This window comes from Flavobacterium anhuiense (assembly GCF_050990855.1).
In the GTDB taxonomy this organism is placed as follows: Bacteria; Bacteroidota; Bacteroidia; order Flavobacteriales; family Flavobacteriaceae; genus Flavobacterium; species Flavobacterium anhuiense_C.
On record NZ_CP158861.1, the window covers coordinates 1,423,837 to 1,448,137 of the forward strand.

Below are 24,301 nucleotides of genomic sequence, written 5' to 3' on the forward strand. Positions count from 1 at the left end.
TAAAGGATTTAAAATTTGTAAATAATTAAGTTTTGAATGGTTTGCTTATCGCGAAATAGAAAACGGAATTTTCATAGAAACAATAATATTTCTTCCCGCTTCCGGAAGTTCGATAAGTCGGTAAAAGCTGGTGTGATTTAAATATCTTGTATTAAATAAATTTTGGATTTGGACATTGATGCTGATAGTCTCTTTTCCTGTTTTTATTTTGGTTCCCAAAGCCACATTAAAAACATGACTTTCGGCTGTTTTTTTCTCCGGCGGAACAATATTGTTTTGTGCTGCTGTAAGGCGATAATCGAAAGAGAAATAAGAATTTTTTAAAAAGCCTGTTTGAGGTTCGTAATTCAGTCCAAACAAAACAGAAGGCGGTGGCGAAAACGGAAGCGTATAACCTTTTTTACTCCCAGATTTTTGTTCTGAATAAAGATATTCTGCCGCAATTTCTACGCTTAATGATTTTAGGAAATAGTAACGCGTTTGCAATTCGGCACCATAACGGAATACTTTACTTTGTTCATATTCAAAAACCTGATTTCCTGCTCCATAATAAATATCATGTGCTGAAGTAGGGTTCAGATAAATGAAATTCGGGAAATAATTGACAAACGGCGTCAGCTGAAAAGACCAGTTTTGCTGTTGCCATTCCATTGCCAAATCCAATTGATACGAACGTTCTGCATCGAGATTTGGATTTCCTTTTTCGAATCTGAAATAATGATAATTTACTCCGTTTGAAGCCAGTTCTTTAGCAATCGGCATTCTAAAACTCGAACCTAAATTGGCTTTCAAAGTCAAATTTCCAGGATTATAATTTACCCCAGCCGACCACGTAAAACTGTTGAAAGTCTTAGTCAAATCGTCAGAACGCTGTAAATATTCCAATTGAGTCTGATCATTTTCTGAAACAGGACTTTGAAACCAATCGTAATACGATTTCATTTTGATTGTGCCATAATCGTAACGAATGGCACCGTGTAAAAACCATTTTTCATTTAGCTCAACTTTATCATAAGCAAACAAACCCGCATTAAATTGCGTAAAAGCTGGAATCAAAAAACTCCATCCGCCAATAGCATTTTCTTGTGAAACGACATTAGTTCCAATCGTGATTTGATGGCGATTCAATCGAAATTCATCCTTAGCAGAAAACGACCAAACATCTTTATCATACTGGCGTTCCAAATCTTTTGGCGCATACATATCATCTGGATAAATTGGTGGCATATAACCGTGATTGACATAATGGCTCCATTCTCTTCTAAAGTTTTTCTGAAAACCAATTTGCGTTTCAAAAGCATGATTTCCCCAATTAAAAGAAGTCGTATTGCTTACTTTTAAATGATTGACTTGCTGATACGGCATCAAAATATCTCGGCTCGATTTATCGTGCAATTCGAGATCCACATTTCTTGGTTCGAGTCCGTGCGCATTCGCGAAAAAGCCGCTTTTCGTGTGAACGTTGCTGAAATAAAAAACCGACTTCAATTTTTCTCCAGAATATCCCGTACTCAAATGAAAATCGAGTTCGCGTCCAGCCGTATTTCGCAAATGATTTTTGTATAACGGCACCGCATAACTATAGACCTGAACCACATCAGTCGGAACACGATAATCGCCGTAATCCATTGTGGTTACGCGAGAATCGAAAAACCAGTTTTCATTTCTCCCATATAAATTAATAGAACTTCCAAACAGCGCATTATTGCTTTTTCCTGTAAGATCAACGCTTCCGCCAAAAGTATTTTGGGATGGCAGAGGAAGCGGTTTAATATTCACCGCACCGCCTACAGCATCAGATCCGTAAATAAATGAAGAAGGACCTTTTATGATTTCTACTCGGTTTACCGCATATTGATCGATTTCCAAACCGTGATCGGCGCCCCATTGTTGGCCTTCGTGTTTTAAGCCGTTTTCAACCACAATTACCTGATTAAAACTCAAACCTCGAATTAAAGGTTTTGAACCTCCAGAACCAATCGAAATGGTTTTAACGCCAGGCAATTTCTGTAAAGACTGCATCAAACTGCCGCCAAGATTACGCTGAATAAAACTACTGTTTACGGTTTCCACATTCAGCGATTCTTCTTTTTTGCGTTTTTCAGCAGCATTTCCGTTGACAATAACTTCGTTGAGTTCTTTAATTTCAGGCTTTTTTTCTGAAGGTTTATTTTGACAAACAACTTCAGATGAAATCAATAAACTGACGAGTAAAAAACAATATTTCCAATAAAGGAATTGGGCATTCTTCATTAAATTCTGATTATAAAATTTTAATACTTAAACCTTTCAGCGTCTGCCAGCCTTCTTTGTCCGTCAATCTGATCATAAAATGATAATCGCCAGGATCAACATCGGCAGGAATTGTAATTTGAGCCGTTGCTTCATAACTTTTCACTCCATTTGGAATCGTGTAATTGTTGATGAAAAGCATCGGATTTACCGGTTTTTTCACAGCTTCCATATCGCACGTCATAACTTCTGTACTATGAGTGTGATGATCGAAATTGTGATGAATATCTAGGCTATACGAACCCAATTCGACATTATCGTTGAAAGTAGCTTTGAAAGTGAAAGTTTTTCCACGCTCGATTGTGCTGCATTGAATAGGGAAAGCGTCTGCTTTTGATGTGTCAATTACCGGATATTCGGTATCGATTTCTGCATTATCGCTGGAACAGGAAGAAATAAAAGCCAAAGCAAAAACGCCTAATAAAAATGGTATCTTTTTCATTTTTTTGATTGGAATTAAAGTGCAAATGGAAGATCAATTGACTGAGAGAAATTGATATTATAAGTCGTGTTTTTATACAAAACCAAGAAAGTATAATCGCCCGTTGCCCAAGATTTGTTAGCAATTAAATCTTGCTGAATTGGAGCATTATTGTCTTTTGCGGCACCAATAATAAGGTTTGGTTTTTCTCTTGTAAACTTTACGCCATCCCATGGAACATTAGAGAATTGTCCTGCGTCAGCTACATTTTTATGTTCGATGACATCGTAGACAATCACTTTGCTAAAATCAATCTGATCCACGCTTTCAGGATTGTGTTTGGCGTTTTTATTAATCAAAAGCAAATACATAATTCCGTCACCTTTTACGCCTTCAAGTGTTACTTGAGAGCTGAAAATGTCATTGTTTTTGTACTTCGCATTGGCATCAGAAAATTTACCTTTTCGGTACATAAAAGAATCATTTATAAAAAGAGTAAAGATGGAAGCCACAGGATTTACCGGAATATTTTCCAATTTGTAAATTGTTAGGTTTTTCTTTACTTCCAATTTGCTTCCGTTTTTATCATTCACAATAATGATGAAATCGTATTTTCCTTCAGCAGCATCTTCTGGAATGTCAAAATGCTTGTGAACCGTTGCGTTTTTAGCGTCTGCATATTGTGTCCAAGTAATTTCATGTGACCAAGCTTTCGAATACGTTTCCGTGCTTCTTTGCACAATTTTTACTTGTACATTTTCAATTTTGTCGGCAGCAGTTACTTCGGCATTAAAGTGGAAATCTTCGCCAATAGTTGCGGTTTCGTTGTTGCCAAGACCCAATTCGATTTTATCAATTGTAGGAATGGCTGGTGTTTGTTCGGAATCGTCGTTGCTACAGCCTGTAAAAGCCATTGCAGCAAAAACCGAGGCCAGAATGCGTTTTGTTGTTTTCATTTTTTCTGATTTGATTTTGATCATTTTATAAAGAGTATTTGGGTTACAAAAAGGTATTATGATTCCAATATTCAAATCCCAGAGGAACGGAATATTTATAGAATCGTTGAAATAGCCCCAGCGGGGCGAAATATTTATAGATATAGATTTACCATTCAAACAAGAGCTCCAGAGGAGCGAAACATTTTCTGAATCATCGAAAAACAGCAGAAACAGAACTAAAAACCTGAATTAAGTTTTAGTCAAAATGCCATAATCGATAAAAATTGAAAAGGGATTTTTTGTGCAGAAAAAACAACATTCCAGCAAAGAAATTTTAAATTTCGATGCAAAAATGAATGTCAATACAACGTATTAACTTCTGAAAATAAGTAAGATTGATATGAAATGTTCTACGATTTAAAAAACATTAAAAACAAATCAACAGCCGAAATTGGCAAGCAATCAGTGCACAAAAAATTAAAGTGTAAAAGCAGGAGGGGCTCGAAGTGAAAATAGAGACCCTTTAAAAAATGCAAAATGCTGTTCGCTGTAAAAATTAAGATGTTTTACAACGGCACTATTTTTATAAAATTGAAAAACATTGAATTCTAAAGTTCCAACTGCGCTGAATTTAAAATCGCAAATAGAACATTTATGAAAAGAATGAAGTTTTGCTTTTAATTGTGGCTTTTCTGAAATAGAAAATTCTATTTTTTCTTTCTGCGAATGCGTATCTAGAATATGCTCATACGAATGCACAACCGGAAAAAGTATTGCGAACAATACAATCAGTGGCATTAGTAGGTTTATAATTCTAAGTTTCTTTTTCATTCGAGAATTAATGCAATAGAGTTGCAAATATAGAGATCTTATTTTCAAATGCAATGTTGTTGCAATAATTGTTTGTAAAAAAATATTCGTTTTGTTATTTTTATCCAATCTTATATTCCTTAAAAATGAAAATTTTCTACAGCCTTCTTTGTTTTGTTCTATTGATTTCCAGTGGTTTTTCTCAGTCAAAAGAAAGCAACTTAATTGAAAGTGGTGTTTCAGAACAATTGGCAAACTTTCGTAAAAAGCAGATTTCGGATGTTCAGTACAATTTATCATTTGAAATCCCGAATCAGAAAAGTGAAAATATCAATTCGAGTTTAACTATAAATCTTAATTTATCTGATTTAAGCAAGCCTCTTATTGTAGATTTTAAAGAGAAATCAGAAAATATAAAATCAGTTTCGGCAAACGGAAAAACGATTGCTATCGTTCATGAAAAAGGGCATATTATAATTCCTGTTGAAAGTTTGATTTCAGGAAAAAATACCATTTCGATTGCATTCATTGCAGGGAATTTATCTCTAAATAGAAACGAAGACTTTCTTTACACTTTATTAGTTCCAGATCGTGCAAGTACTTTATTTCCATGTTTCGATCAGCCCGATATAAAAGCGACTTATAAATTGAGTCTTTCTGTACCAAAAGATTGGAAAGTTTTGGCTGGAGCCGATGTGAAAGAGAAAGTTGAAAAAGGAGATTTTACATCGTACACTTTTGGAGAATCTGACAAAATGAGCACTTATTTGTTTTCATTTGTTTCAGGAAAATTTAACAGCGTAACGCAGAAGCCAGGCAATCTAGAAATGACAATGCTGTATCGCGAAAATAGTGCTGATAAAATTAAAGCAAGTGTCGATACTATTTTCAATTTGCATCAGCAATCTATAGATTTTTTAGAAAAATATACCAATTATAAATTTCCTTTTCAGAAGTTAGATTTCGCTTCGATTCCTGTTTTTCAATATGGCGGAATGGAACATGTTGGTGCCATTCAGTACCGAGAATCGACTTTGTTTTTGGACAACAGCGCAACCGACAGCGAAAAATTAAACCGCGCAAAACTCATTGCTCACGAAACCTCACACATGTGGTTTGGAGATTTAGTAACTATGAAATGGTTTGATGATGTTTGGATGAAAGAGGTTTTCGCCAACTTCATGGCGGACAAAATCATGAATCCGATTTTCCCGAAAGTCAATCATAATCTGCAATTTTTTACCGCGCATTATCCTAGCGCTTACGCGGAGGATCGATCTTTGGGAACACATCCGATAAGACAGCATTTGGCTAATTTGAAAGATGCTGGTTCGCTTTACGGTGCTATGATTTACAACAAAGCTCCCATTATGATGCGCCAATTAGAAGCTTCAATGGGCAAAGAAGCTTTCCAGAAAGGAATCCAAAAATACATTGAGAAATATGCAAACGACAATGCGGACTGGAATAATTTGGTAGAATTACTTGATGCCGAAACCCCTTTGGATATGAAGAAATGGAGCGAAGTTTGGGTAAACAAATCAGGAAGAGCTATTTTTTCAGATAAAATTGAGTACGACGCTCAAAACAAAATCAAGAAGTTTGAAATTTTTCAGAAAGCCGAAGATAAATCCAATAATGTTTGGCCTCAAATTTTTCAAATTGGTTTAGTTTATGCCAATGATGTAAAAGTGCTGACGGCAAATATTACAGATAAAAGTCTGGTTTTCAAAGAAATCATCGGACTTGAAAAACCGCTCGCTATTATTTACAATTATAACGGTTTTGGATACGGTGTTTTTCCGCTTGACGGGAATAAATTAAATTATATCGCAAGTTTAAAAGATGAGGTGGCTAGAGCTTCGGCTTATAGTAATCTTTACGAAAATACTTTGATTGGAAATATTGCTCCAAATCAAGCTTTTGACTGTTTTTTAAAGGGAATTCAGTCGGAAGAAAATGAATTGGTTTTACGAATTGCTTCTAATAATCTGAATACGATTTATTGGAGATTTTTCAAAGAGAAACAACAAAGTAAAGTACAAAAACAACTGATAGCTATTTTATATGATCGTTTGCAAGCTAATCTGTCTTCTAATATAAAAAAGACATTGTTTGGTTTATTTAGTTCGGTTGCTTATTCCGATTCGGCAAAAGCAAGTTTGTATAAGATTTGGAATAGAGAAATTTCAATTTCTGGTCTAAAATTAAATGAAGACGATTACACCAATATGGCAATGAATTTGGCTATTTTCAAACATCCAAAAGCCGATGAAATTTTGGAAACAACTAGAAATTCAATTTCAAATCCAGACAAAAAGAAACGATTTGAATTTTTGCTTCCCTCTTTATCAAAAGACGTATCAGTTCGAAATGCTTTTATAGAATCTCTGAAAGATGATGCCAATCGAGAGAAAGAATCTTGGGTTTCGGTTGGATTGGCCAATGTAAATCATCCGCTTCGTCAGGAAAGTGCACAGAAATATATTAGATTTTCACTAGATTTGGTAGATGAAATCCAACGCACGGGAGATATTTTCTTTCCGAAAGATTGGTTGGATAATACCATTGGGAAGTATTCTTCAAAATATGCTTTTGATGAAGTACAGCGTTTTTTAAAAGAAAACCCTAATTTTAGTCCGATCTTGAAGCGTAAATTGTTTATGGCGACAGATTTGCTTTATAAAGCACAAAATAGTAAAAAAGAAACCGAATGAAAATTGAATCGGAAATAGAGAAAGTCTCGAGTTTTCAGCATCTGGAAATGCTGGCAAATCAGGTTGTGGAAGGTTTTATATCTGGAATGCACAAGAGTCCGTTTCATGGATTTTCGGCAGAGTTTGCCGAGCATAAAGTCTATAACGCAGGCGAAAGCACCAAACATATCGACTGGAAATTATTTGCTAAAACAGATCGTTTGTACACAAAACGTTTTGAGGAAGAAACGAATTTACGCTGTCATTTGATTGTAGACAATTCGTCATCCATGCATTATCCGGAACTAAAGTCGAATCAGCCTTTTTATGAAAAGAAGATTGGTTTTGCGGTTTTGGCGTCTGCAGTTTTGATGAATATCTTAAAGAAGCAACGTGATGCCGTTGGTTTAAGTGTTTTCTCGGATCATTACGAATATTATGCTCCCGAAAAGGGAAGCGATCGCCATCACAGAATGCTGTTGAATAAATTGGAACAGCTCCTTGAAGAGCCAAAAGCAAAGAAAACCACCGATACGATTACGTATCTGCATCAAATCGCAGAGAAAATGCACCGCCGTTCGATGATTATTTTGTTTACAGATATGTTCCAAACGCAAGATGATGAAAAATTATTTAATGCTTTACAACATTTAAAACACAATAAACACAAAGTAGTTTTGTTTCATGTAGTTGATAATCAAACCGAATTGAAGTTTGATTTTGATAACGCGCCAAGAAAGTTCATTGATTTAGAATCGGGAGAAGAGGTTTCTATTTTTGCCGACAATGTAAAAGAAGAATATGAAAAAAGGGTAGAAGCCTATTTTAAAAACTTGGCCTTAACCTGTGCAAAGAACCAAATTAAGTACGTTCCGGTAAATGTGGGCGATAATTTTGAAAAAATATTAACTACTTATTTGGTTGAAAAACAAAACTTTGGATAATATTTTAAAGATTTTTTTAATTTTTTTTATAAAAACGCTTGCAGAAATGAAATTCTGTTATATCTTTGCAACCGCAATAACGCAGAGGTTTGGTAGTTCAGTTGGTTAGAATACATGCCTGTCACGCATGGGGTCGCGGGTTCGAGTCCCGTCCAGACCGCAATATTGGGAGAAGCCTTTCCTTCATGGAAAGGCTTTTTTGCCCAAAAACGGTATCTAAGATTAGTTGTGTTGTTTTGCTACGACTTTGTAACTCGTAGCTGGTTTAGTAGTTAGACCAATGAAAAGCTTTCCACTTTTGTGGATGGCTTTTTTGATTTAAGACCATTTGGTTTTGTAAATTATTTAACCGCAAAGCACGCGAAGATTTACGCAAAGTCCGCAAAGTTTTTTTTTAAGCTTTGCGGATTTTTTTTAATAAATTCCAATTTACGTACAGTTTGTCATTTCGACTGAAAGGAGAAATCACACTAGAAGCTCGACAAAGATTTACGCAATCCGTGAGCCATCGGGAGCAAATTTTTTTATTAATCTTTGCGGACTTTGCGCTTTTAACCTTGCGTTCTTTGCGGTTAAGTAAAAGAAATTTCCTGCTTTTTGATTAATGCTTAAATTTTTAAAATATTGGAATTTAATCAATTAAAAAATTCTCAAAATTTTATTTATAAAAATGCTTGCAGAAACGAAATTCTGTTGTATTTTTGCACCCACAATAACGCAGGGTTTGGTAGTTCAGTTGGTTAGAATACATGCCTGTCACGCATGGGGTCGCGGGTTCGAGTCCCGTCCAGACCGCCTAAGTTTGTAAAAAGCTTCTCTTTATGAGAAGCTTTTTTGTTTTTATATATTTTGTGGGGTTTAACCGCTAAGAGCGCTAAGATTTTACGCAAAGTACGCAAGGTTTTTTTAGCAAGATTTATAAAAGTTCGCAAAGGTTTATTCATATAGGTTTGCGAACTTTGCTTTTATAAGCGTAATCCAAGAAAAAAAAAACTTGCGCACTTTGCGGTTAAATTTTTTAAAAAGCAAAGCTATACGATAAAGCTTTGCGAACTTTGCGTTTATAATCGTAATCCTAAGAAAAAACCTTGCGCACTTTGCGGTTAAAATTTCCCCTATCTTTATACCATGGAACAAGGAACATTCAAAGTAGACAAATATTATCTCACAAAAGTAGATGCTGATAAAAAAAGCATTTACTGTCACCACGATATAATGGGCGAATTGCTTGTTCCAACGCACAAACACAACAAAGCGCAAATGCTCTACGCAGAAGGCGATGTGGTTTTTGTGACTACTGAAACGAAATCGTACTTTTTGCCTGCAAGACATTTTATTTGGATTCCTGCCGGATTAGAACATAGTATTGAGCCGAAGTCGGAACATGTGATGATGCGAAATCTCTATTTTCCGGTTGAAAAAGACGAAGATGAATTCTACAAAAGCGAGGGCATTTATCCTGTAAACAATTTACTGCTTCAAATGATGATGTTTACCAATCAGTGGAATGGTGATTTGAAGAAAGGTTCGCCAAATTTCGTGATAGCAAAAGCCATAAAAGCGATTCTTCCTCAAATATGCACTAATAATCTGCCTTTAGAATTGCCACAGCCTAAAGATAAGCGACTAGGAAAAATTCTTCGACATATTGAAAATAATCTTGGAGAAACAATTCTGTTTGCCGATGTGGCGCATGAATTTGGCTTTAGCGAACGCTCTTTATATCGCTTATTTCAGAAAGATCTCAAAATGTCTTTTATTCAATATTATACCATTCGAAGAATTTTAAAAGCAATCGAGCTTTTACTAGAAAGAAAACTATCTGTAAAAGAGGTAGCTCTAGAAGTTGGCTACAATAGTGTTCCGACTTTCAGCAATACTTTCTTCAAGATTTTAGGCCAAAGACCTTCTGATTACTTAAATGGAGAGGAAATTTTAGAGCGCGGTAAATAGTTTTTGTTTCACGCAGATTTTACAGATTTAAGCTGATTGAGACAGATTTTCTTATCGTTTCACTTAAAATTTTCTCTCGCAGATTCCGCAGATTTAGGGGATTTTTTTGAATGCGGTAAATTATTTCACGCAGATTTAAAAAGATTTAAGTTGATTTTGCAGATTATTTTAAAATTTTATCTGCTTAATCTGCCAAATCTGTGAGAGAAAAAGAAAAATCTGTGTCCTCTGTTAAAATCTGTGCGAATCTGCGTGAAACAATATTAGGTTATAATTATTTGTTTTTCAGTATTTTAATATAACGTTTTCGAATAATTGAATTTTAACATTTGTCCGAAATGAATATGTTATTGACTTTTTATAATCTTCCGCCAAGGAAAAAATGAAGGAACTTTGCAGCATAAATCATTTAAATATACATGTTCCTTACAAAAACAAACTCTAAAGAAGATTGTTTTCCCAGAAGCTTATTGATTTTACTAATGGTATTAGTATTCAATAGTTTACAAGCTCAGGAAGTTCATACGGTTTCTTTACAAGAAGCGATGAAACTGGCGAAGGAAAACAACAAAAAAGTCCTTAAATCTCAACTGGAGATTACGCTCGCTGAGCAAAACATCAAAGAAAGAAAAGAGCTTAGATTACCGGATGTACAACTAAACGGAATGTACTCCAGAATTACCAACATTACAGAATTTAAAGGAAGCGGTTTCTTAAAAGATAAAGAAGTTACACCTGCGATTCCTGAAATCTACGAGGTTAATTCAACTTTTAAAATGCCAATTTACGTTGGAAACAAGATTAACAACGCGATTAAAATTGCGAATCAGGAAAACGAAATTGCAAAAATAAAATCGGAAAAAACAGAAAATGATATCGAGCTGCAAGTTGTGGCGAACTATCTGGCGATTTACAAAATGATGGAACTTCAAAAGATATTTGAAGAAAACATCAAAGAAGAAAAAAACCGATTAAAAGAAGTGCAATCGCTTCAAAAACACGGAACGGTAACCAAAAATGAGGTTATACGTGCCGAATTACAACTCTCAGATCGTGAATTGAATGCGCTAACAAACTCCAAAAACATTAAAATCGCACTTCACGATCTGAAGACGTTGATTCAGATTCCGGAAGAGGAAGAAATTGCTATCGACACGACTGCTAGTTTGGACGAAATGAACGGCGTAGATCCGTATGATTTCTACTTAAGCAAAGCCATGCAGAATGAAGAAATGCGAATGGCGAGTCAGGAATTAGACATCAGCAAAACCGAATTGAAATTGGTAAAAGGAAATTATCTGCCAACGGTAGATTTCTTTGGGAATTATGGTTTTTATTACCCAAACTACAAATTCTTTCCGCCAAATCCGTATTTGTACACTTTAGGTCAGGTGGGAATCGAGGCGCGTTTTGATCTTTCGGCTTTGTATAAAAACAAAACGAAAGTGGCAAAAGCCAATACTAAAATCGATGCGCAGAAAATGCAGAATGAAATTTTGAAAGATGAAATTCAGGATCAGTTGTACAAAGAGCATACTCAGTATCAGGAAATCCTTGAGAAGTTTGTCGTAGTGGATAAAGCTTTGGATTTAGCCGAAGAAAATTATCGAATCGTAAAGCTGAAATACTTAAATCAATTGGTATTAATCACCGAAATGGTTGATGCGGATAATGCTTTGCTTCAAGCGAAATACAACAAAATTGCTACACATTTGGATGCTGTTCTGAAACATTATGAGATGATGCATACGGCGGGGATTATGCCTGAGAGTTAGATGGTGTTGAAAGAGTAGGCTAAAGCCTTAGAGGAAAGAAGAAAGAGGCAAGATTTGAAGAAGCAAGAAGCAAGAGAAAAGATTTAAAGTATAGCTTTTCAGTTCCGTAGGAACGCTCCGTATTGTAGCGCCGGATTTCAATCCGGGGAGAGAAAAGATTAAAAGCAAAGTTTCTCAGTTCCGTAGGAACGCTCCGTATTGTAGCACCGGATTTCAATCTGGGGAGAGAAAAGATTAAAAGCAAAAGTTTCTCAGTTCCGTAGGAACGCCCCATATTGTAGCGCCGGATTTCAATCCGGGGAGAGAAAAGATTTAAAGTATAGCTTTTCAGTTCCGTAGGAACGCCCCATATTGTAGCGCCGGATTTCAATCCGGGGAGAGAAAAGATTAAAAGCAAAAGTTTCTCAGTTCCGTAGGAACGCCCCATATTGTAGCGCCGGATTTCAATCCGGGGAGAGAAAAGATTAAAAGCAAAGTTTCTCAGTTCCGTAGGAACGCCCCATATTGTAGCGCCGGATTTCAATCTGGGGAGAGAAAAGATTAAAGAATATGCTTTTCAGTTCCGTAGGAACGCTTCATATTGTAGCGCCGGATTTTAATCCGGTGGAGAATTAGAGAGAAACGATTGTAGCGCCGATCCGGTGGAGAATTAAGAAAAAACTAAGATAAAGAGATAAAAAGATGGTTAAGATAAAAAATGAAACTAAAAGAAATAAGACGTTTCATATACTAATAACAATTATTGCTTGCACATTGGTTGTAAGCGGGGTTATTTTGGGAATTTGGTTTTATGTGTTTAATAGAAATCACGAAGAGACCAATGACGCTCAGGTAGAACAATACGTTACGCCAATTATGTCGAGAATTACGGGTTATGTACAGGAAGTTCGTTTTGACGAAAACCAATTTGTGCATAAAGGAGATACTTTGGTGGTGATTGATAACAGAGAATATAAATCGAAATTGAATGTGGCTATTGCCGATGTTCAAAACGCGCAACAAAATAGCGTTGTAGCTCAGAAAAATGCGGTTAATACAGCAAGTGCAACGGCAATTAACGAAGCGCAATTAGAAGCGGCGAAAGCTAATCTTTGGAAAACCAAATTAGAATACGAAAGATATAAAGCTTTGGTAAGCGAAGAAGCGGCAACTTCTCAGCAATTAGAGAAAGTTAAGGCAGATTACGAATCGGCTCAAGCTCATTTTTCGGAAATGAAAAACAGAATTCATTCGGCTTCTTTAAGTACTTCTGTTGCCGAAGCGAATGTTCCGACTACACAGACTAATATTGCATCCAAACAAGCTGTTGCAGATAATGCTGCATTGTTTCTTTCGTACACCATAATCACAGCGCCTTATGACGGTTGGGTTGGAAAACGAACTTTACAGCCTGGGCAAATGGTTAAAGAAGGGCAGTCTTTGCTTTCTATCGTAAGTAAAGAAAAATGGATTACAGCGAACTTTAAAGAAACGCAATTGCAATATTTAACTGTTGGGCAAGAAGTAGAAATCAAAGCAGATGCTATAGATAATAAAACTTTTGTGGGAACAATTGCTTCGTTATCGCCTGCGAGTGGTGCGAGATTCTCGTTGCTTCCTCCAGATAATGCAACTGGAAACTTCGTGAAAATAGAACAGAGAATTCCAGTTAGAATTCAGTTAAAAGAACAAGACAAACAAACCGATTTTTTAAGAGCAGGAATGAACATTACGGTTGTTGCTGCGCACAAATAAAATGGAAGATAAAAGTATATTTAAATCATGGGTTCCAAAATGGGCGATCATTATTATTTTGTTCGTTTGTTTGCTGCATTCTATGATTTTATTGGGAGTTTACACGTCAAACGTAACGTATGCGGCGAGTTTTCTGGACATTGAGCCCGAAGATTTGCAGTTTGCAATGTGTGTTACGTACGGAACGCTGCTGGCAACCATTTTGATAGAAAGCCGATTTTCGAGTTTTTTTCCTGCAAAAAATTACCTGATGGCTGTTTATTCCCTTATCGGAATCACGATTGTTTCATCGGCTTATATTACCAATTTTTCGGTTTTTTTATTGATGAGAGTTGCCGAAGGAATCCTGATGGCGCTTCCTGTAATTACGATCAGACAATTGCTTATTGAGCAGTTCAATACTAAAAATGCCATAATTATTGGATTTTCATTTTACTACGGCGCGCTGTTGTTGTCTACGCCGTTTATTATGAATATTGCCGTGTGGTTCCTTGATCATTACGACTGGAAATACATGTTGTATGTTTCGGGCGGACTTCAGGTTTTAAACGTCTTTTTAATCTTAGTTACTTTCAGAGGGCACCGAATTACGAAGAAGATTCCGTTGTATCAAATCGACTGGATGAGTTATTTTTTGGTTTTAATATCGATTCTTTGCGGTGCCTACTTTTTTGTGTATGCGGAGAAAAAATATTGGTTACAGTCTTCGGAAATGGTTTTAATGCTGATGATTTCGCTTATTACAGGCGGATTGTTCATCTTTAAAGAACGTTTGGTAAAAAGACCAAGTTTCAATTTTGAAGTCATAAAATACGCCAATCTGCGAATAGGATTTTTATTGTTTTTCCTTTTCTATATCAGCAGAGCAACGTTGAGTCTTTGTCATTCGGCGATGTTTTCCATCTGGAATTGGGATCCGTCGCGTGTGGCGGGCGTGCAGTACATAAACGGACTAGGAAACGTAATCGGACTTGTTTTGGCTGCTTTTTTCCTGATGAAATCTGTTTCGACTAAAATTATTTTCATGATTGGTTTTACGCTCATTGCTATTTTCCATTTCTGGTTTACGTTTCTTTTTGTGCCAGATATTGCATTGAGTGATATTATCATTCCGTATATTTTGCAAGGAATCGGTGTAGGGTTTTTATTTGTTCCGCTAATCTTATTTACTACCTCATCGGTTCCGGCAAATATGGCGGTTTCTTCGGGAATTGTTGGAGTTTCTGGACGTTTTTGGGGGAGTACTATTGGTTTCTGCGTGATGCAGAATGCGATGGTTTTCTTGAATAAAAAACATTTCTTGAAACTAAGCCAATTTGTAACAGGCGAAAATCCTGAAGCGCAGAACGCGATTGCTTCAACAACGCAAAGTTTTATTGCCAAAGGGTATTCGGCAGATAATGCGAATGTTTTGGCTATGAAAAAGGTTTTCGGCACAATCGCCAAACAATCGACTTTATTGGCCGATATGGAAATTTATACCATTGTAGGTTACGGTTTAGTGGTATTGATTGTTCTAATTGCGTGTAATCAGCATTTGAGACAGACAATGACTTTGGTTAAAAGTAAAATTTGGATCGGCTAGAGAATTAATCTCGCAAAGTCGCAGAGTCGCAAAGATTTGGTTTAATGTTAAGATTATAAGATTTAAGGTTTTTCTCTCGCAGATTTGGCAGATTAAGCGGATTATTTATTCCAACTATCTTAAAAATTAAATCTGCGCAATCTGCCAAATCTGCGAGAGAAAAAAACTTTGCGTCTTTGCGACTCTGCGAGATTAAAAAAAACTCAGCGTATCTCTGCGGGAAACCTCCGTGCATCTCCGCGGAAAAACCCTTATCTTGCACCCGTTTAAAAAACAAAATAAAATTATGAGCCAGCAATGTGTAATTTTTGATATGGACGGCGTGATTTGCCACACCAATCCGCATCATGTAGTCGCTTTTGAAAAGTTTTTCGATAAATATAAAATTCCGTATACCAATGAAGAATTTGAAGAACATATGTACGGAAAACACAACAGTTATATCATGACGCATTTCTTCAAACGCCCAATTGCGGGAGAAGAATTGACGAAATTGGAAGACGAAAAAGAAGGAATGTTTCGTGAGATTTACAAAGACAAAGTCGAAACGATTCCGCATTATATGCAGTTTTTAGAAGAGCTAAAATCTCGCGGATTCAAAACTGCTGTTGCAACATCGGCGCCTCGTGCGAATTTAGATTTGATTGCCAATTTCTTGAAACTCGACCAAAAAATGGATTCGATGATGTCTAGCGAAGATGTTACGTTTCATAAACCAAATCCAGAAGTCTATCTAAAATCGGCTGAGCGTGTTGGCGTTTCTCCGTCTGATTGTGTGGTTTTCGAAGATTCTTTTTCGGGTATTACAGCAGGATTAAATGCCGGAATGAAAGTCGTTGGTGTTTTAAGCACGCATACAAAAGAAGAATTGCCACCATGCGATTTTTATATTAATGATTACAGCGAAGTCAATGTTGGGAAGATTATTGAGATATTAAATTCCAATAAATAAATCCCAAATTCCAAAAACGATATGTTGAGACCTTTGTCAAAGTTTAAAACTTTGACAAAGTTTTTTTTATTTAGTAACCACAAAGTTTGTCATTTCGACGTAAGGAGAAATCTCCGCAAGTAGCTCCGTTTCAATAAGTCGATCTATTACAGATTGAGTTTTTCAGGTATTAAAAACCTACTCTTTAGAAATGCTTTTTATTTGAATGTTTCTAAAATCAATTGGTGAACGCTCATAGTTTAAAGAAATCTTTCCTTCGGTTGAAGAAGCTTCTGTGCACTCGTTTACCAATTTTCCATTTAAGTATTGCGTAATTTTTCCGTTCAATGATTTAATGACAACAACATTCCATTCTCCATACGGTTTTTCATTTTCCAAAAACTTAGGAGAAGTCACACTCGCGCCAGCTTCTATCTGTTTTCCGTTTACTTTTGCCGTTACTTGATCCAAAAAGATAAAATCACCTGTGGTTTTTTCTTTGATCTGAAACTGAATTCCTTTTGGCCAAATTTTGTCTGAAGCGTCTAACGGAATATTGTACATTACACCGCTGTTTTTTGTCCCTTTCATTTTGTATTTCTCCTCTATGTTCCATCTGTACTCCAATTCCAGCTCAAAGTTTTTATAACTTTCTTTAGTCATCAAACAACCAGAATCTTCGCTATGCATGCGAATCATCCCGTCTGTGAATTCATAAACTTTTGAAGGTTCTTGTCTGGTCGTATTTGATTTGGTAAACGCATACCAGTCCTGCATTTCCAAGCTTTTTTGCTGCACAACGCAAGAATTTAAAATGAAAACAAGAAGAACTGCAAAAACTGATTTTTGAAACATAGCGATAAGTTTGAAACGATAGATTTGTTTGATTGACGATTTATAAAAAGTAAAAATAATTATATCGGTTAAAATAAAAATTCGTTGTTCTGCTTTTTTTGTTTTGAAAATTGAAAGGAGATCTCCTATTCTGTATCCTCGAAATGACAAACAAGACGTTTAAATATTAACTGTGTAAATTGCCTCCTGCTTTAGCTGGAGGTTTTTTGATTTGAAAAGAAATAGGCTTTAGCCGAAATTTATTTCAAAGGAAAATCAAGCAATTCTTTAGGTTCGACATCTAAAGCATTGGCGATTTTTACTAGATTTTTTATGGAAGTGTTTATTTCAGCTCTTTCAATTCTGGCAATTTGATTTCTTTTAATATCACAATCATCAGCTAATGCTTGCTGAGATAAGCCTTTCTTTTCACGTAGCTGTCTAATGTGAATGCCAAGATTTTTGATAAAAGTTTCTTCTGAAATATTCATATTTCAAAAGTCATAACAATTATTTTTTGTTTTGACACAAATATGGGTCAATAATTATTATATTTGACTCAAAAAATAAGATAATGATTACAGAATATCTTTCGAAAGAAGTTGAAACCAGACTAAAAGATTTTTTTAATGATGTAATTGATGCAAAAGATATGGCGAAAGCCATAAGAGAAGTCAATTATGCGCTTTCGTTAAGCTCGATGCGTGGGCGCGAAACCTTAGAATCTGAAATGAATCATATTGGGGATAATTTTTATTGGCTAAATAGATTAGCAGAAGTCTTAGATCCTTATTTAGATATTAAATAAAGAAATTCTATTTATAAAAGTTCATCTCGACGAAAGGAGAAACCAAAAGCAAAACCAACAAAAAATTCCAGAGTGATTTCCGCAATTTTTTTCATAGTGTACAACCTGTTGGTGATGCTTGGAATCTTCTTTCGTCAAGGTGGATTGTTACAAAACTTGTATTTGTAATTTTTGTTTCAAACACATTTAAAAAAGTTTACGGAAAACCGTAAGGGGCTTAGAATCTAACTGTTTACATTTGATAAATATTAATTGAAAACTAAAATGAAAAAAATCCTATTTTTAATATTGTTTGTTTCTGGAGTTGCAAATGCTCAAGAATCTGAATTTACATTTGATAATACTAAAGGTATGAATGATTATATAGTCACATCTGTTGAAGGAAAAAGTGCTCAAGAAATTTATAAAAAGGTTATTGAGTGGATAAAAATAACTTATAAAAATCCTGATAAAGTTATCCTGTCTACAATTGAAAATGAATACATAAGGTTTGAGGGAAGTTCAGAAACTTTATTTGCAAATCATATTCCTATGCTGGGAAAAACATATTATCCAACAAAATATCAAATCGAAATTTCTGTAAAAGATAACAAGTACAAATTTGACTTAATCAGTATGCAAAATTATTACACAGGAAATAAGTATTCAGCAGGAGGTTGGACAAATAATGTAATCTTTAATTCAAACACAAAAGAGGGACTGGATACATATTATAAAAAAGATGGAAGTTTAAAGAGTTTGTGGAAATATATTCCAGAAGTACCAACATATTTTAATGAATTAAATAAATCTCTTTTATTAAGCATTCAATCGACAGTTAAAAAAAATGATAATTGGTAACTATTAAATTATGAGATCTTTTGCTTAGCTAAACAATCAGAGAAGAAAATTTGAAAGATTTTTTGGATTTGTATAATTAAAAATGGGGTTTTGGGTAAGAATAGAAGTCTTGGAATAAGAGTATTGGTATTATATTAATTTTTAGATTATATATGAATTCAAATTATATAGAAAAAATATTTCGTAAAAAAAGAGACGAAGTTATTTTAGATGATGTGAAAGATTATTTTTCAACTCCGCAGGAAGAATCTTCCGTTGTTGAATTTAAAAGTGGAGAAGTTGAGATTAATGATGTTTTTAAAGAAATAGCTGCATTTTTAAATACCGAAGGTGGTTTGTTGATTATTGGTGCGCCTAGAGAAACTAAACATACAATAGGTAAGAATGTTGTTAAAGTATGTCAAGGCGAATTAATCTATTCGAATTTTAAAAATAAAGATTGGTTATATCAAAAAATAGCTTCAAATATTGTTCCTACCCCAACAGATTTGAAAATTGAAGAGTTTTTAACTGAAAGAGGAAACGTTTTTTTGATTGACATTCCTCAAAGCTTAAATCCTCCACATCAATGTTCTTCAGACGGAAAGTATTATTTAAGACTTGAACGAGATGCGAAACCTGCGCCTCATGGAATTGTTCAGGCGTTATTTAACAAAAGAAGAGTTCCTTCTTTAAATGCTGATATAAAAGTTAGCGATATTAAAAGTCATGTAGATGCAGTTACAATAACAATAAAAAATGAATCTTCTATCCCGGCTGAAAAAGTATCATACATTATTGAGGTTTATAATGTTCAGAATATTTACTCAGACCGTAAAATTTTAGTTTTTGACGATCCTCTGGGAAAAAAATTTAGTTTAAGCGATCAAATACCACAAGTGTTAGTTCAAGTTATTGGTGTACCTATAAAGCTTGATATCCAGCATTTTAATAGGGATTATTTGATTTTTGTTGCTTTTTGGTGTAGAGATGTAGATTTTGATTTTAAATTTTTTACATACCGTCCAAGTGAAAAAAAAATAGTAACAGAAGCGACACTCAAAGATGGAATGTTATTGACTGAAGAATTAGATCGAATACAAGGTGTTGAATAATAGATTATTGAAATTAAATAAAAAGGTGTAAAAACAAAAAAGCTTCTGAAAAAATATTCAGAAGCTTTTTTTGGTGCGGATAATAGGACTCGAACCTACACGCCTTGCGGCACCAGATCCTAAGTCTGGCACGTCTACCAATTTCGCCATATCCGCGGTAATTGTGGGTGCAAAGATAGGCATACTTTTGAATTATCAAAGCATTTTTTGAAAATTTTTTTTAATTCTCTTTTTTGTACTTTTGGTTTTCTATAAAAATTATTTAAATGGAAAATATTAAGTCCTACGTTCAACAACATAAAGATCGGTTTATCAATGAATTGATCGAATTATTAAAGATTCCGTCGGTTTCTGCCGACACTGCATATTCTCAAGATGTTATTGACACAGCAGAGGCTGTAAAGGAAAGTTTATCAAAAGCAGGGTGCGATTATGTTGAAACTTGCGACACTCCAGGTTACCCAATTATCTACGGAGAAAAAATAATAGACCCAAATCTTCCAACGGTTTTAGTTTACGGACACTACGATGTACAACCGCCAGATCCGTTAGAATTATGGACTTCACCACCATTTGAACCGGTTATTAAAACTACAGATATTCACCCAGAAGGAGCAATTTTTGCGCGTGGAGCGTGCGACGACAAAGGTCAGATGTACATGCACGTAAAAGCGCTAGAATTAATGGTACAAAGCAATACTTTGCCTTGTAACGTAAAATTCATGATTGAAGGAGAAGAAGAGGTAGGTTCTGCAAGTTTGGCTTGGTTCGTAGAACGCAATCAAGAAAAACTGAAAAACGATGTTATCCTTATTTCAGATACCGGAATGATTTCAAACCAACAGCCGTCAATCACGACAGGTTTAAGAGGTTTGAGTTATGTTGAAGTTGAAGTTACGGGGCCGAACCGCGATTTGCATTCTGGTTTATACGGTGGAGCTGTGGCAAACCCAATTAATATTTTGGCAAAAATGATTGCTTCTCTTCACGACGAAAACAATCATATTACCATTCCAGGATTCTACGATAAAGTTGAGGAATTATCTGCAGAAGAAAGAGCCGAAATGGCAAAAGCGCCTTTTAGCTTAGAAAAATATAAAAACGCCTTAAATATTGCTGATGTTTACGGTGAAAAAGGATATGTAACCAACGAAAGAAATTCAATCCGTCCGACATTGGACGTTAACGGAATCTGGGGAGGTTACACAGGAGAAGGTGCTAAAACGGTTATTGCTAGCAAAGCTTTCGCTAAAATCTCAATGCGTTTGGTTCCAAATCAGGATTGGGAAGAGATTACAGAGCTTTTCACAAAACATTTTACAAGCATTGCTCCAGCTGGAGTTACAGTAAAAGTAACGCCTCACCACGGTGGTCAAGGTTATGTAACGCCAATTGACAGCATCGGGTACCAGGCTGCTAACAAAGCGTATACTGAGACTTTTGGAGTTCCTGCAATTCCGGTTCGTTCAGGAGGAAGTATTCCGATTGTGGCTTTATTCGAAAAAGAATTAAAAAGCAAAACCATTCTTATGGGCTTCGGATTGGATAGTGATGCCATTCACTCTCCAAACGAGCATTTCGGAATCTTTAATTACTTGAAAGGTATTGAGACTATTCCGTTGTTTTATAAGTATTTTGTTGAGCTTTCTTCTAAATAGTTTTTAACCGCAAAGAACGCAAAGAATTACGCAAAGTACGCTAAGATTTTTTAAGGCGAGATTTATAAAAGTTCGCAAAGTTTTCTCCATGAAGCTTTGCGAACTTTGCGTTTATAGACGTAACCTTTGATAAAAATTCTTGCGTCCCTTGCGGTTATTTTTACCGCTAAGATGCTAAGGTTTACGTAAAGCGCGCTAAGTTTTTTTTGCTCGCAATCCCGATAATTATCGGGCGCAAAGACGCGAAGTTTTTTCAAATATAAAATCCGTTCAGAAATGAACGGATTTTTTTGTTTCACACCTTTTTATTGAGGTTCAGCGAGGAAAAATCTTTGTCACTTTGTTGCTCTGGGCCTTTATATCTCAAAAAAAGAACCTTTTTTCTTGCATATTTAAAATTTAATTCTACATTTGTAGAAACGAATCTATAATTGTAGAGCAAATGAATTTGAGAAACCTTAGTTTACTGTTTTTTTGCGGATTACTGCTTTTGAGCTGTAAAAGCGCGCCAATTAATCAGAAGATTGACAAGAAAAAAGAAGGTGTTTGGATGGACAGTTATACTCAGGATGGTATTAATTATAAATCTTATGAATATTATAAAAATGATCTTCCTGTAAAAAAGTGGAAATCGTATATTAATGGTAAAATCTATAAAACCGAGAAGTACAAAAATGGAGTTTGTGTTGTAAAGAGTTATTACGAAAACGGAAAATTAGAATCGAAAGGGAAAACAAAATTAGAAACGAATTTGGTTGAAACGCATTGGTTTTATTTTGGAGAATGGAAGTTTTATTCGGATAACGGGAAATTGAAAAACATCAAAAAGTACGATAAGGGAGAACTAATCTCAGAACATATTATTAAATAATACCACTAACTATTAAACCTATGAAGAAATTACTTGCTTACTTTTTTGTTGTTATAAATATTGGTCTGATGCAGTCTCAAACGTATAAAAGTTATGTTGTAAAAGGTGATTCTTGTTATAATATAAAAAATTACAAAGCATCTGTGGGGTTTTATGAGAAAGCATTTAAAATAGAGCATAAAGTATCTTCAGATTTGTACAATGCCGCTTGTTCGGCTGCTCAAAATCATGATGACAAAAAAGCTTTTAAATGGCTTGATTTGTCTATTGATAATGGATTTGAAAATATCGCTCACATAAAAATCGACAGAGATCTAGAATCTTTAAGAAGCAAAAAAGAATGGCAAAAGACAATAGATAAGCTGCAGAAGAAAATGGATAGTATGAGCGTGAACTATGATAAGCCTCTTCAAGCAGAACTTTTGGCAATTTATACAGAAGATCAACAAGTTCGACATAAATACATGAAGGTTTACAAAGAGAAAGGTGCTGGAGCAAAAGAAGTGGATAGTGTTGGAAACATAATGTTGGAAAAAGACAGTCTTAATCTTATTAAGGTCATGAAAATTTTGGACGAAAGAGGTTGGGTTGGAAAAGATGTTGTTGGCGCTCAGGCAAATCAGACTTTGTTTTTGGTTATTCAGCATTCTGATTTAAAATATCAGCAAAAGTATATGCCAATGATGAGAGACGCGGTTAAAAAAGGCAATGCAAAAGCCAGTTCTCTGGCGTTGCTCGAAGATCGAGTAGCTTTAAGGGAAGATCGCAAACAGATTTACGGCAGTCAGATCTCGATGATTCCCGGGTCAAAAGCATTTGTTTTACCGCTTGAAGATCCAGATAATGTAGATAAAAGGCGAGCTGAAGTAGGATTAGGGCCAATTGCAGATTATGTGAGAAAGTGGAATATTGTCTGGAATGTCGAAGAATATAAAAAAGAACTGCCAGAACTGGAGAAAATTAGCAATCAAAAGAAAGCCAAGTAAGAATAAGAAACAAGTTTATGTAAATAGAAAATTAATCTCAGAACATATTATTAAATAATACCACTAACTATTATAACCATGAAAAAATTACTTGCTTTCTTTTTTATTGTAGCCAACGTCGCTTTCGCGGAAGCGCAAACCTATAACGAATGGGTTAAAAAAGCGGATTCTTGTTATCGTGCCGAAAATTATACATTGTCTGTTGCGAATTACGAAAAAGCCTTTAAAATCGAACAGAAAGATGTGGATGATTTGTACAATGCAGGTTGTGCTGCGTCTATGGCAAAAGAAAATAAAAAAGCTTTTAAGTGGTTAAATCTGGCAATTGAGAATGGTTATGAAAACATTGCACATATTCAAATTGATGGTGATTTAAAAAGGCTTCATTCAGAAAAAGAGTGGAAAAAAACAATTGATCATTTAGAGAAAAAAATAATTGTGCTTGAAGCAAATTATGACAAGCCTCTTAATAAAGAGCTTTTAGCCATTTATGCAGAAGACCAAGGTATTCGCCATGAATTTATGAAGATTTATAAAGAGAAAGGACGAGAAAGTAAAGCTTTTGACAGTATTAATAATTTAATGGGCTATAAAGACAGTATCAATCTCGTTAAAGTAATGAAAATTTTGAATGAAAAAGGCTGGGTTGGCACTGGTATAGTGAGCTATCAGGCTAATCAAACATTGTTTTTGGTAATTCAGCATGCCGATTTAAAATATCAGAAAAAGTATTTACCAATGATGCGAGAAGCCGTAAAAAAGGGAAATGCAAAACCAAGTCATCTTGCTTATCTTGAAGATCGTGTGGCATTGAGAGAAGGCGGTAAACAGATTTACGGAAGTCAGGTTTATACAAATCCTTCGACCAAAAAGAATTTTGTGGCACCTCTTGAAGATCCCGATAATGTAGATAAGCGAAGAGCAGCAGTAGGGTTAGGACCTCTGGCAGATTCTGTCATAAAAGCGGATATTGTCTGGAATGTCGAAGAATATAAAAAAGAACTGCCAGAACTCGAAAGAATGATTAAAGAAAAGAAATCCAAGTAAACGCATTGATTTTATTTTGAAGGCTTAAATTTTTTTTAGGAAAAAGGAAATTAATCTCAGAACAGATTATTAAATAAACAATTA

General features: G+C 35.0%; 20 protein-coding genes and 3 tRNA genes. 16 read left to right on the forward strand and 7 right to left on the reverse strand.

Features of this window, described 5'->3' with window-relative positions:
• Window positions 1-45: 45 nt before the first annotated feature.
• From ABTV69_RS06465 to ABTV69_RS06480, 4 genes are all read right to left on the reverse strand, one after another.
• The gene (locus ABTV69_RS06465) at window positions 46-2,253 is read right to left on the reverse strand and encodes a TonB-dependent receptor (protein WP_433834815.1); all 2,208 of its coding nucleotides are present in this window, start codon (window positions 2,251-2,253) and stop codon (window positions 46-48) included.
• Between the two features lie 10 nt (window positions 2,254-2,263).
• A complete protein-coding gene (locus ABTV69_RS06470; RefSeq protein ID WP_433834816.1) occupies window positions 2,264-2,734 on the reverse strand; it encodes a DUF4625 domain-containing protein in 471 nt (156 codons plus the stop codon).
• Between the two features lie 14 nt (window positions 2,735-2,748).
• On the reverse strand, window positions 2,749-3,669 hold the full coding sequence (locus tag ABTV69_RS06475) for a DUF4625 domain-containing protein (RefSeq protein ID WP_433834817.1): 921 nt from the start codon (window positions 3,667-3,669) through the stop codon (window positions 2,749-2,751).
• Window positions 3,670-4,128: 459 nt separating this feature from the next.
• Complete coding sequence (locus tag ABTV69_RS06480) at window positions 4,129-4,482, reverse strand: hypothetical protein (RefSeq protein WP_433834818.1); 354 nt, start codon at window positions 4,480-4,482, stop codon at window positions 4,129-4,131.
• A 125-nt stretch (window positions 4,483-4,607) separates the two neighbouring features.
• Here ABTV69_RS06480 and ABTV69_RS06485 point away from each other — a divergent pair, with 125 nt between their 5' ends.
• From ABTV69_RS06485 to ABTV69_RS06525, 9 genes are all read left to right on the forward strand, one after another.
• Window positions 4,608-7,178, forward strand: coding sequence for a M1 family metallopeptidase (locus ABTV69_RS06485; protein WP_433834819.1), 2,571 nt, complete (start codon window positions 4,608-4,610; stop codon window positions 7,176-7,178).
• Window positions 7,175-8,101 carry a DUF58 domain-containing protein gene (locus tag ABTV69_RS06490; RefSeq protein WP_433834820.1) on the forward strand — a complete coding sequence of 309 codons (927 nt, stop codon included), beginning with the start codon at window positions 7,175-7,177 and terminating at the stop codon, window positions 8,099-8,101. The genes ABTV69_RS06485 and ABTV69_RS06490 overlap by 4 nt, the downstream gene beginning before the upstream one ends.
• 86 nt (window positions 8,102-8,187) lie before the next feature.
• A tRNA-Asp gene (locus ABTV69_RS06495) sits at window positions 8,188-8,261 on the forward strand.
• A gap of 561 nt (window positions 8,262-8,822) precedes the next feature.
• Window positions 8,823-8,896: transfer RNA gene (locus tag ABTV69_RS06500), tRNA-Asp, on the forward strand.
• A gap of 333 nt (window positions 8,897-9,229) precedes the next feature.
• Complete coding sequence (locus ABTV69_RS06505; protein WP_433834821.1) at window positions 9,230-10,054, forward strand: AraC family transcriptional regulator; 825 nt, start codon at window positions 9,230-9,232, stop codon at window positions 10,052-10,054.
• Window positions 10,055-10,536: 482 nt separating this feature from the next.
• Window positions 10,537-11,829 carry a TolC family protein gene (locus ABTV69_RS06510; RefSeq protein WP_433834822.1) on the forward strand — a complete coding sequence of 431 codons (1,293 nt, stop codon included), beginning with the start codon at window positions 10,537-10,539 and terminating at the stop codon, window positions 11,827-11,829.
• A gap of 681 nt (window positions 11,830-12,510) precedes the next feature.
• Window positions 12,511-13,563, forward strand: a complete 1,053-nt coding sequence (locus ABTV69_RS06515; protein ID WP_433834823.1) for an HlyD family secretion protein — start codon at window positions 12,511-12,513, stop codon at window positions 13,561-13,563.
• 1 nt (window position 13,564) lies between these two features.
• The gene (locus ABTV69_RS06520; RefSeq protein ID WP_433834824.1) at window positions 13,565-15,148 is read left to right on the forward strand and encodes an MFS transporter; all 1,584 of its coding nucleotides are present in this window, start codon (window positions 13,565-13,567) and stop codon (window positions 15,146-15,148) included.
• A gap of 286 nt (window positions 15,149-15,434) precedes the next feature.
• Window positions 15,435-16,100: an HAD family hydrolase gene (locus ABTV69_RS06525; RefSeq protein ID WP_433834825.1), complete on the forward strand. Its 666-nt coding sequence runs from the start codon at window positions 15,435-15,437 to the stop codon at window positions 16,098-16,100.
• 177 nt (window positions 16,101-16,277) lie between these two features.
• Here ABTV69_RS06525 and ABTV69_RS06530 read toward each other — a convergent pair whose 3' ends face one another.
• Together ABTV69_RS06530 and ABTV69_RS06535 are read right to left on the reverse strand one after the other, a co-directional pair.
• Complete coding sequence (locus ABTV69_RS06530; RefSeq protein WP_433834826.1) at window positions 16,278-16,856, reverse strand: 3-keto-disaccharide hydrolase; 579 nt, start codon at window positions 16,854-16,856, stop codon at window positions 16,278-16,280.
• 317 nt (window positions 16,857-17,173) lie between these two features.
• Window positions 17,174-17,404, reverse strand: coding sequence for a helix-turn-helix domain-containing protein (locus ABTV69_RS06535; protein WP_433834827.1), 231 nt, complete (start codon window positions 17,402-17,404; stop codon window positions 17,174-17,176).
• Window positions 17,405-17,487: 83 nt separating this feature from the next.
• Between ABTV69_RS06535 and ABTV69_RS06540 the strand changes: the two genes are divergently transcribed.
• The 3 genes from ABTV69_RS06540 (at window position 17,488) to ABTV69_RS06550 (ending at window position 19,655) form a co-directional block, all read left to right on the forward strand.
• Window positions 17,488-17,721, forward strand: a complete 234-nt coding sequence (locus tag ABTV69_RS06540) for a hypothetical protein (protein ID WP_433834828.1) — start codon at window positions 17,488-17,490, stop codon at window positions 17,719-17,721.
• Window positions 17,722-17,985: 264 nt separating this feature from the next.
• The gene (locus ABTV69_RS06545) at window positions 17,986-18,561 is read left to right on the forward strand and encodes a DUF4468 domain-containing protein (RefSeq protein WP_433834829.1); all 576 of its coding nucleotides are present in this window, start codon (window positions 17,986-17,988) and stop codon (window positions 18,559-18,561) included.
• A 152-nt stretch (window positions 18,562-18,713) separates the two neighbouring features.
• A complete protein-coding gene (locus ABTV69_RS06550; protein ID WP_433834830.1) occupies window positions 18,714-19,655 on the forward strand; it encodes an AlbA family DNA-binding domain-containing protein in 942 nt (313 codons plus the stop codon).
• A gap of 71 nt (window positions 19,656-19,726) precedes the next feature.
• Here ABTV69_RS06550 and ABTV69_RS06555 read toward each other — a convergent pair.
• Window positions 19,727-19,811: transfer RNA gene (locus ABTV69_RS06555), tRNA-Leu, on the reverse strand.
• 110 nt (window positions 19,812-19,921) lie between these two features.
• Between ABTV69_RS06555 and ABTV69_RS06560 the strand changes: the two genes are divergently transcribed.
• From ABTV69_RS06560 to ABTV69_RS06575, 4 genes are all read left to right on the forward strand, one after another.
• On the forward strand, window positions 19,922-21,313 hold the full coding sequence (locus ABTV69_RS06560; protein WP_433834831.1) for a dipeptidase: 1,392 nt from the start codon (window positions 19,922-19,924) through the stop codon (window positions 21,311-21,313).
• Window positions 21,314-21,755: 442 nt separating this feature from the next.
• Window positions 21,756-22,184, forward strand: coding sequence for a hypothetical protein (locus ABTV69_RS06565; protein ID WP_433834832.1), 429 nt, complete (start codon window positions 21,756-21,758; stop codon window positions 22,182-22,184).
• A gap of 20 nt (window positions 22,185-22,204) precedes the next feature.
• Complete coding sequence (locus ABTV69_RS06570; RefSeq protein ID WP_433834833.1) at window positions 22,205-23,170, forward strand: DUF6624 domain-containing protein; 966 nt, start codon at window positions 22,205-22,207, stop codon at window positions 23,168-23,170.
• A 78-nt stretch (window positions 23,171-23,248) separates the two neighbouring features.
• Window positions 23,249-24,217, forward strand: a complete 969-nt coding sequence (locus ABTV69_RS06575) for a DUF6624 domain-containing protein (RefSeq protein WP_433834834.1) — start codon at window positions 23,249-23,251, stop codon at window positions 24,215-24,217.
• Window positions 24,218-24,301 lie beyond the last annotated feature (84 nt).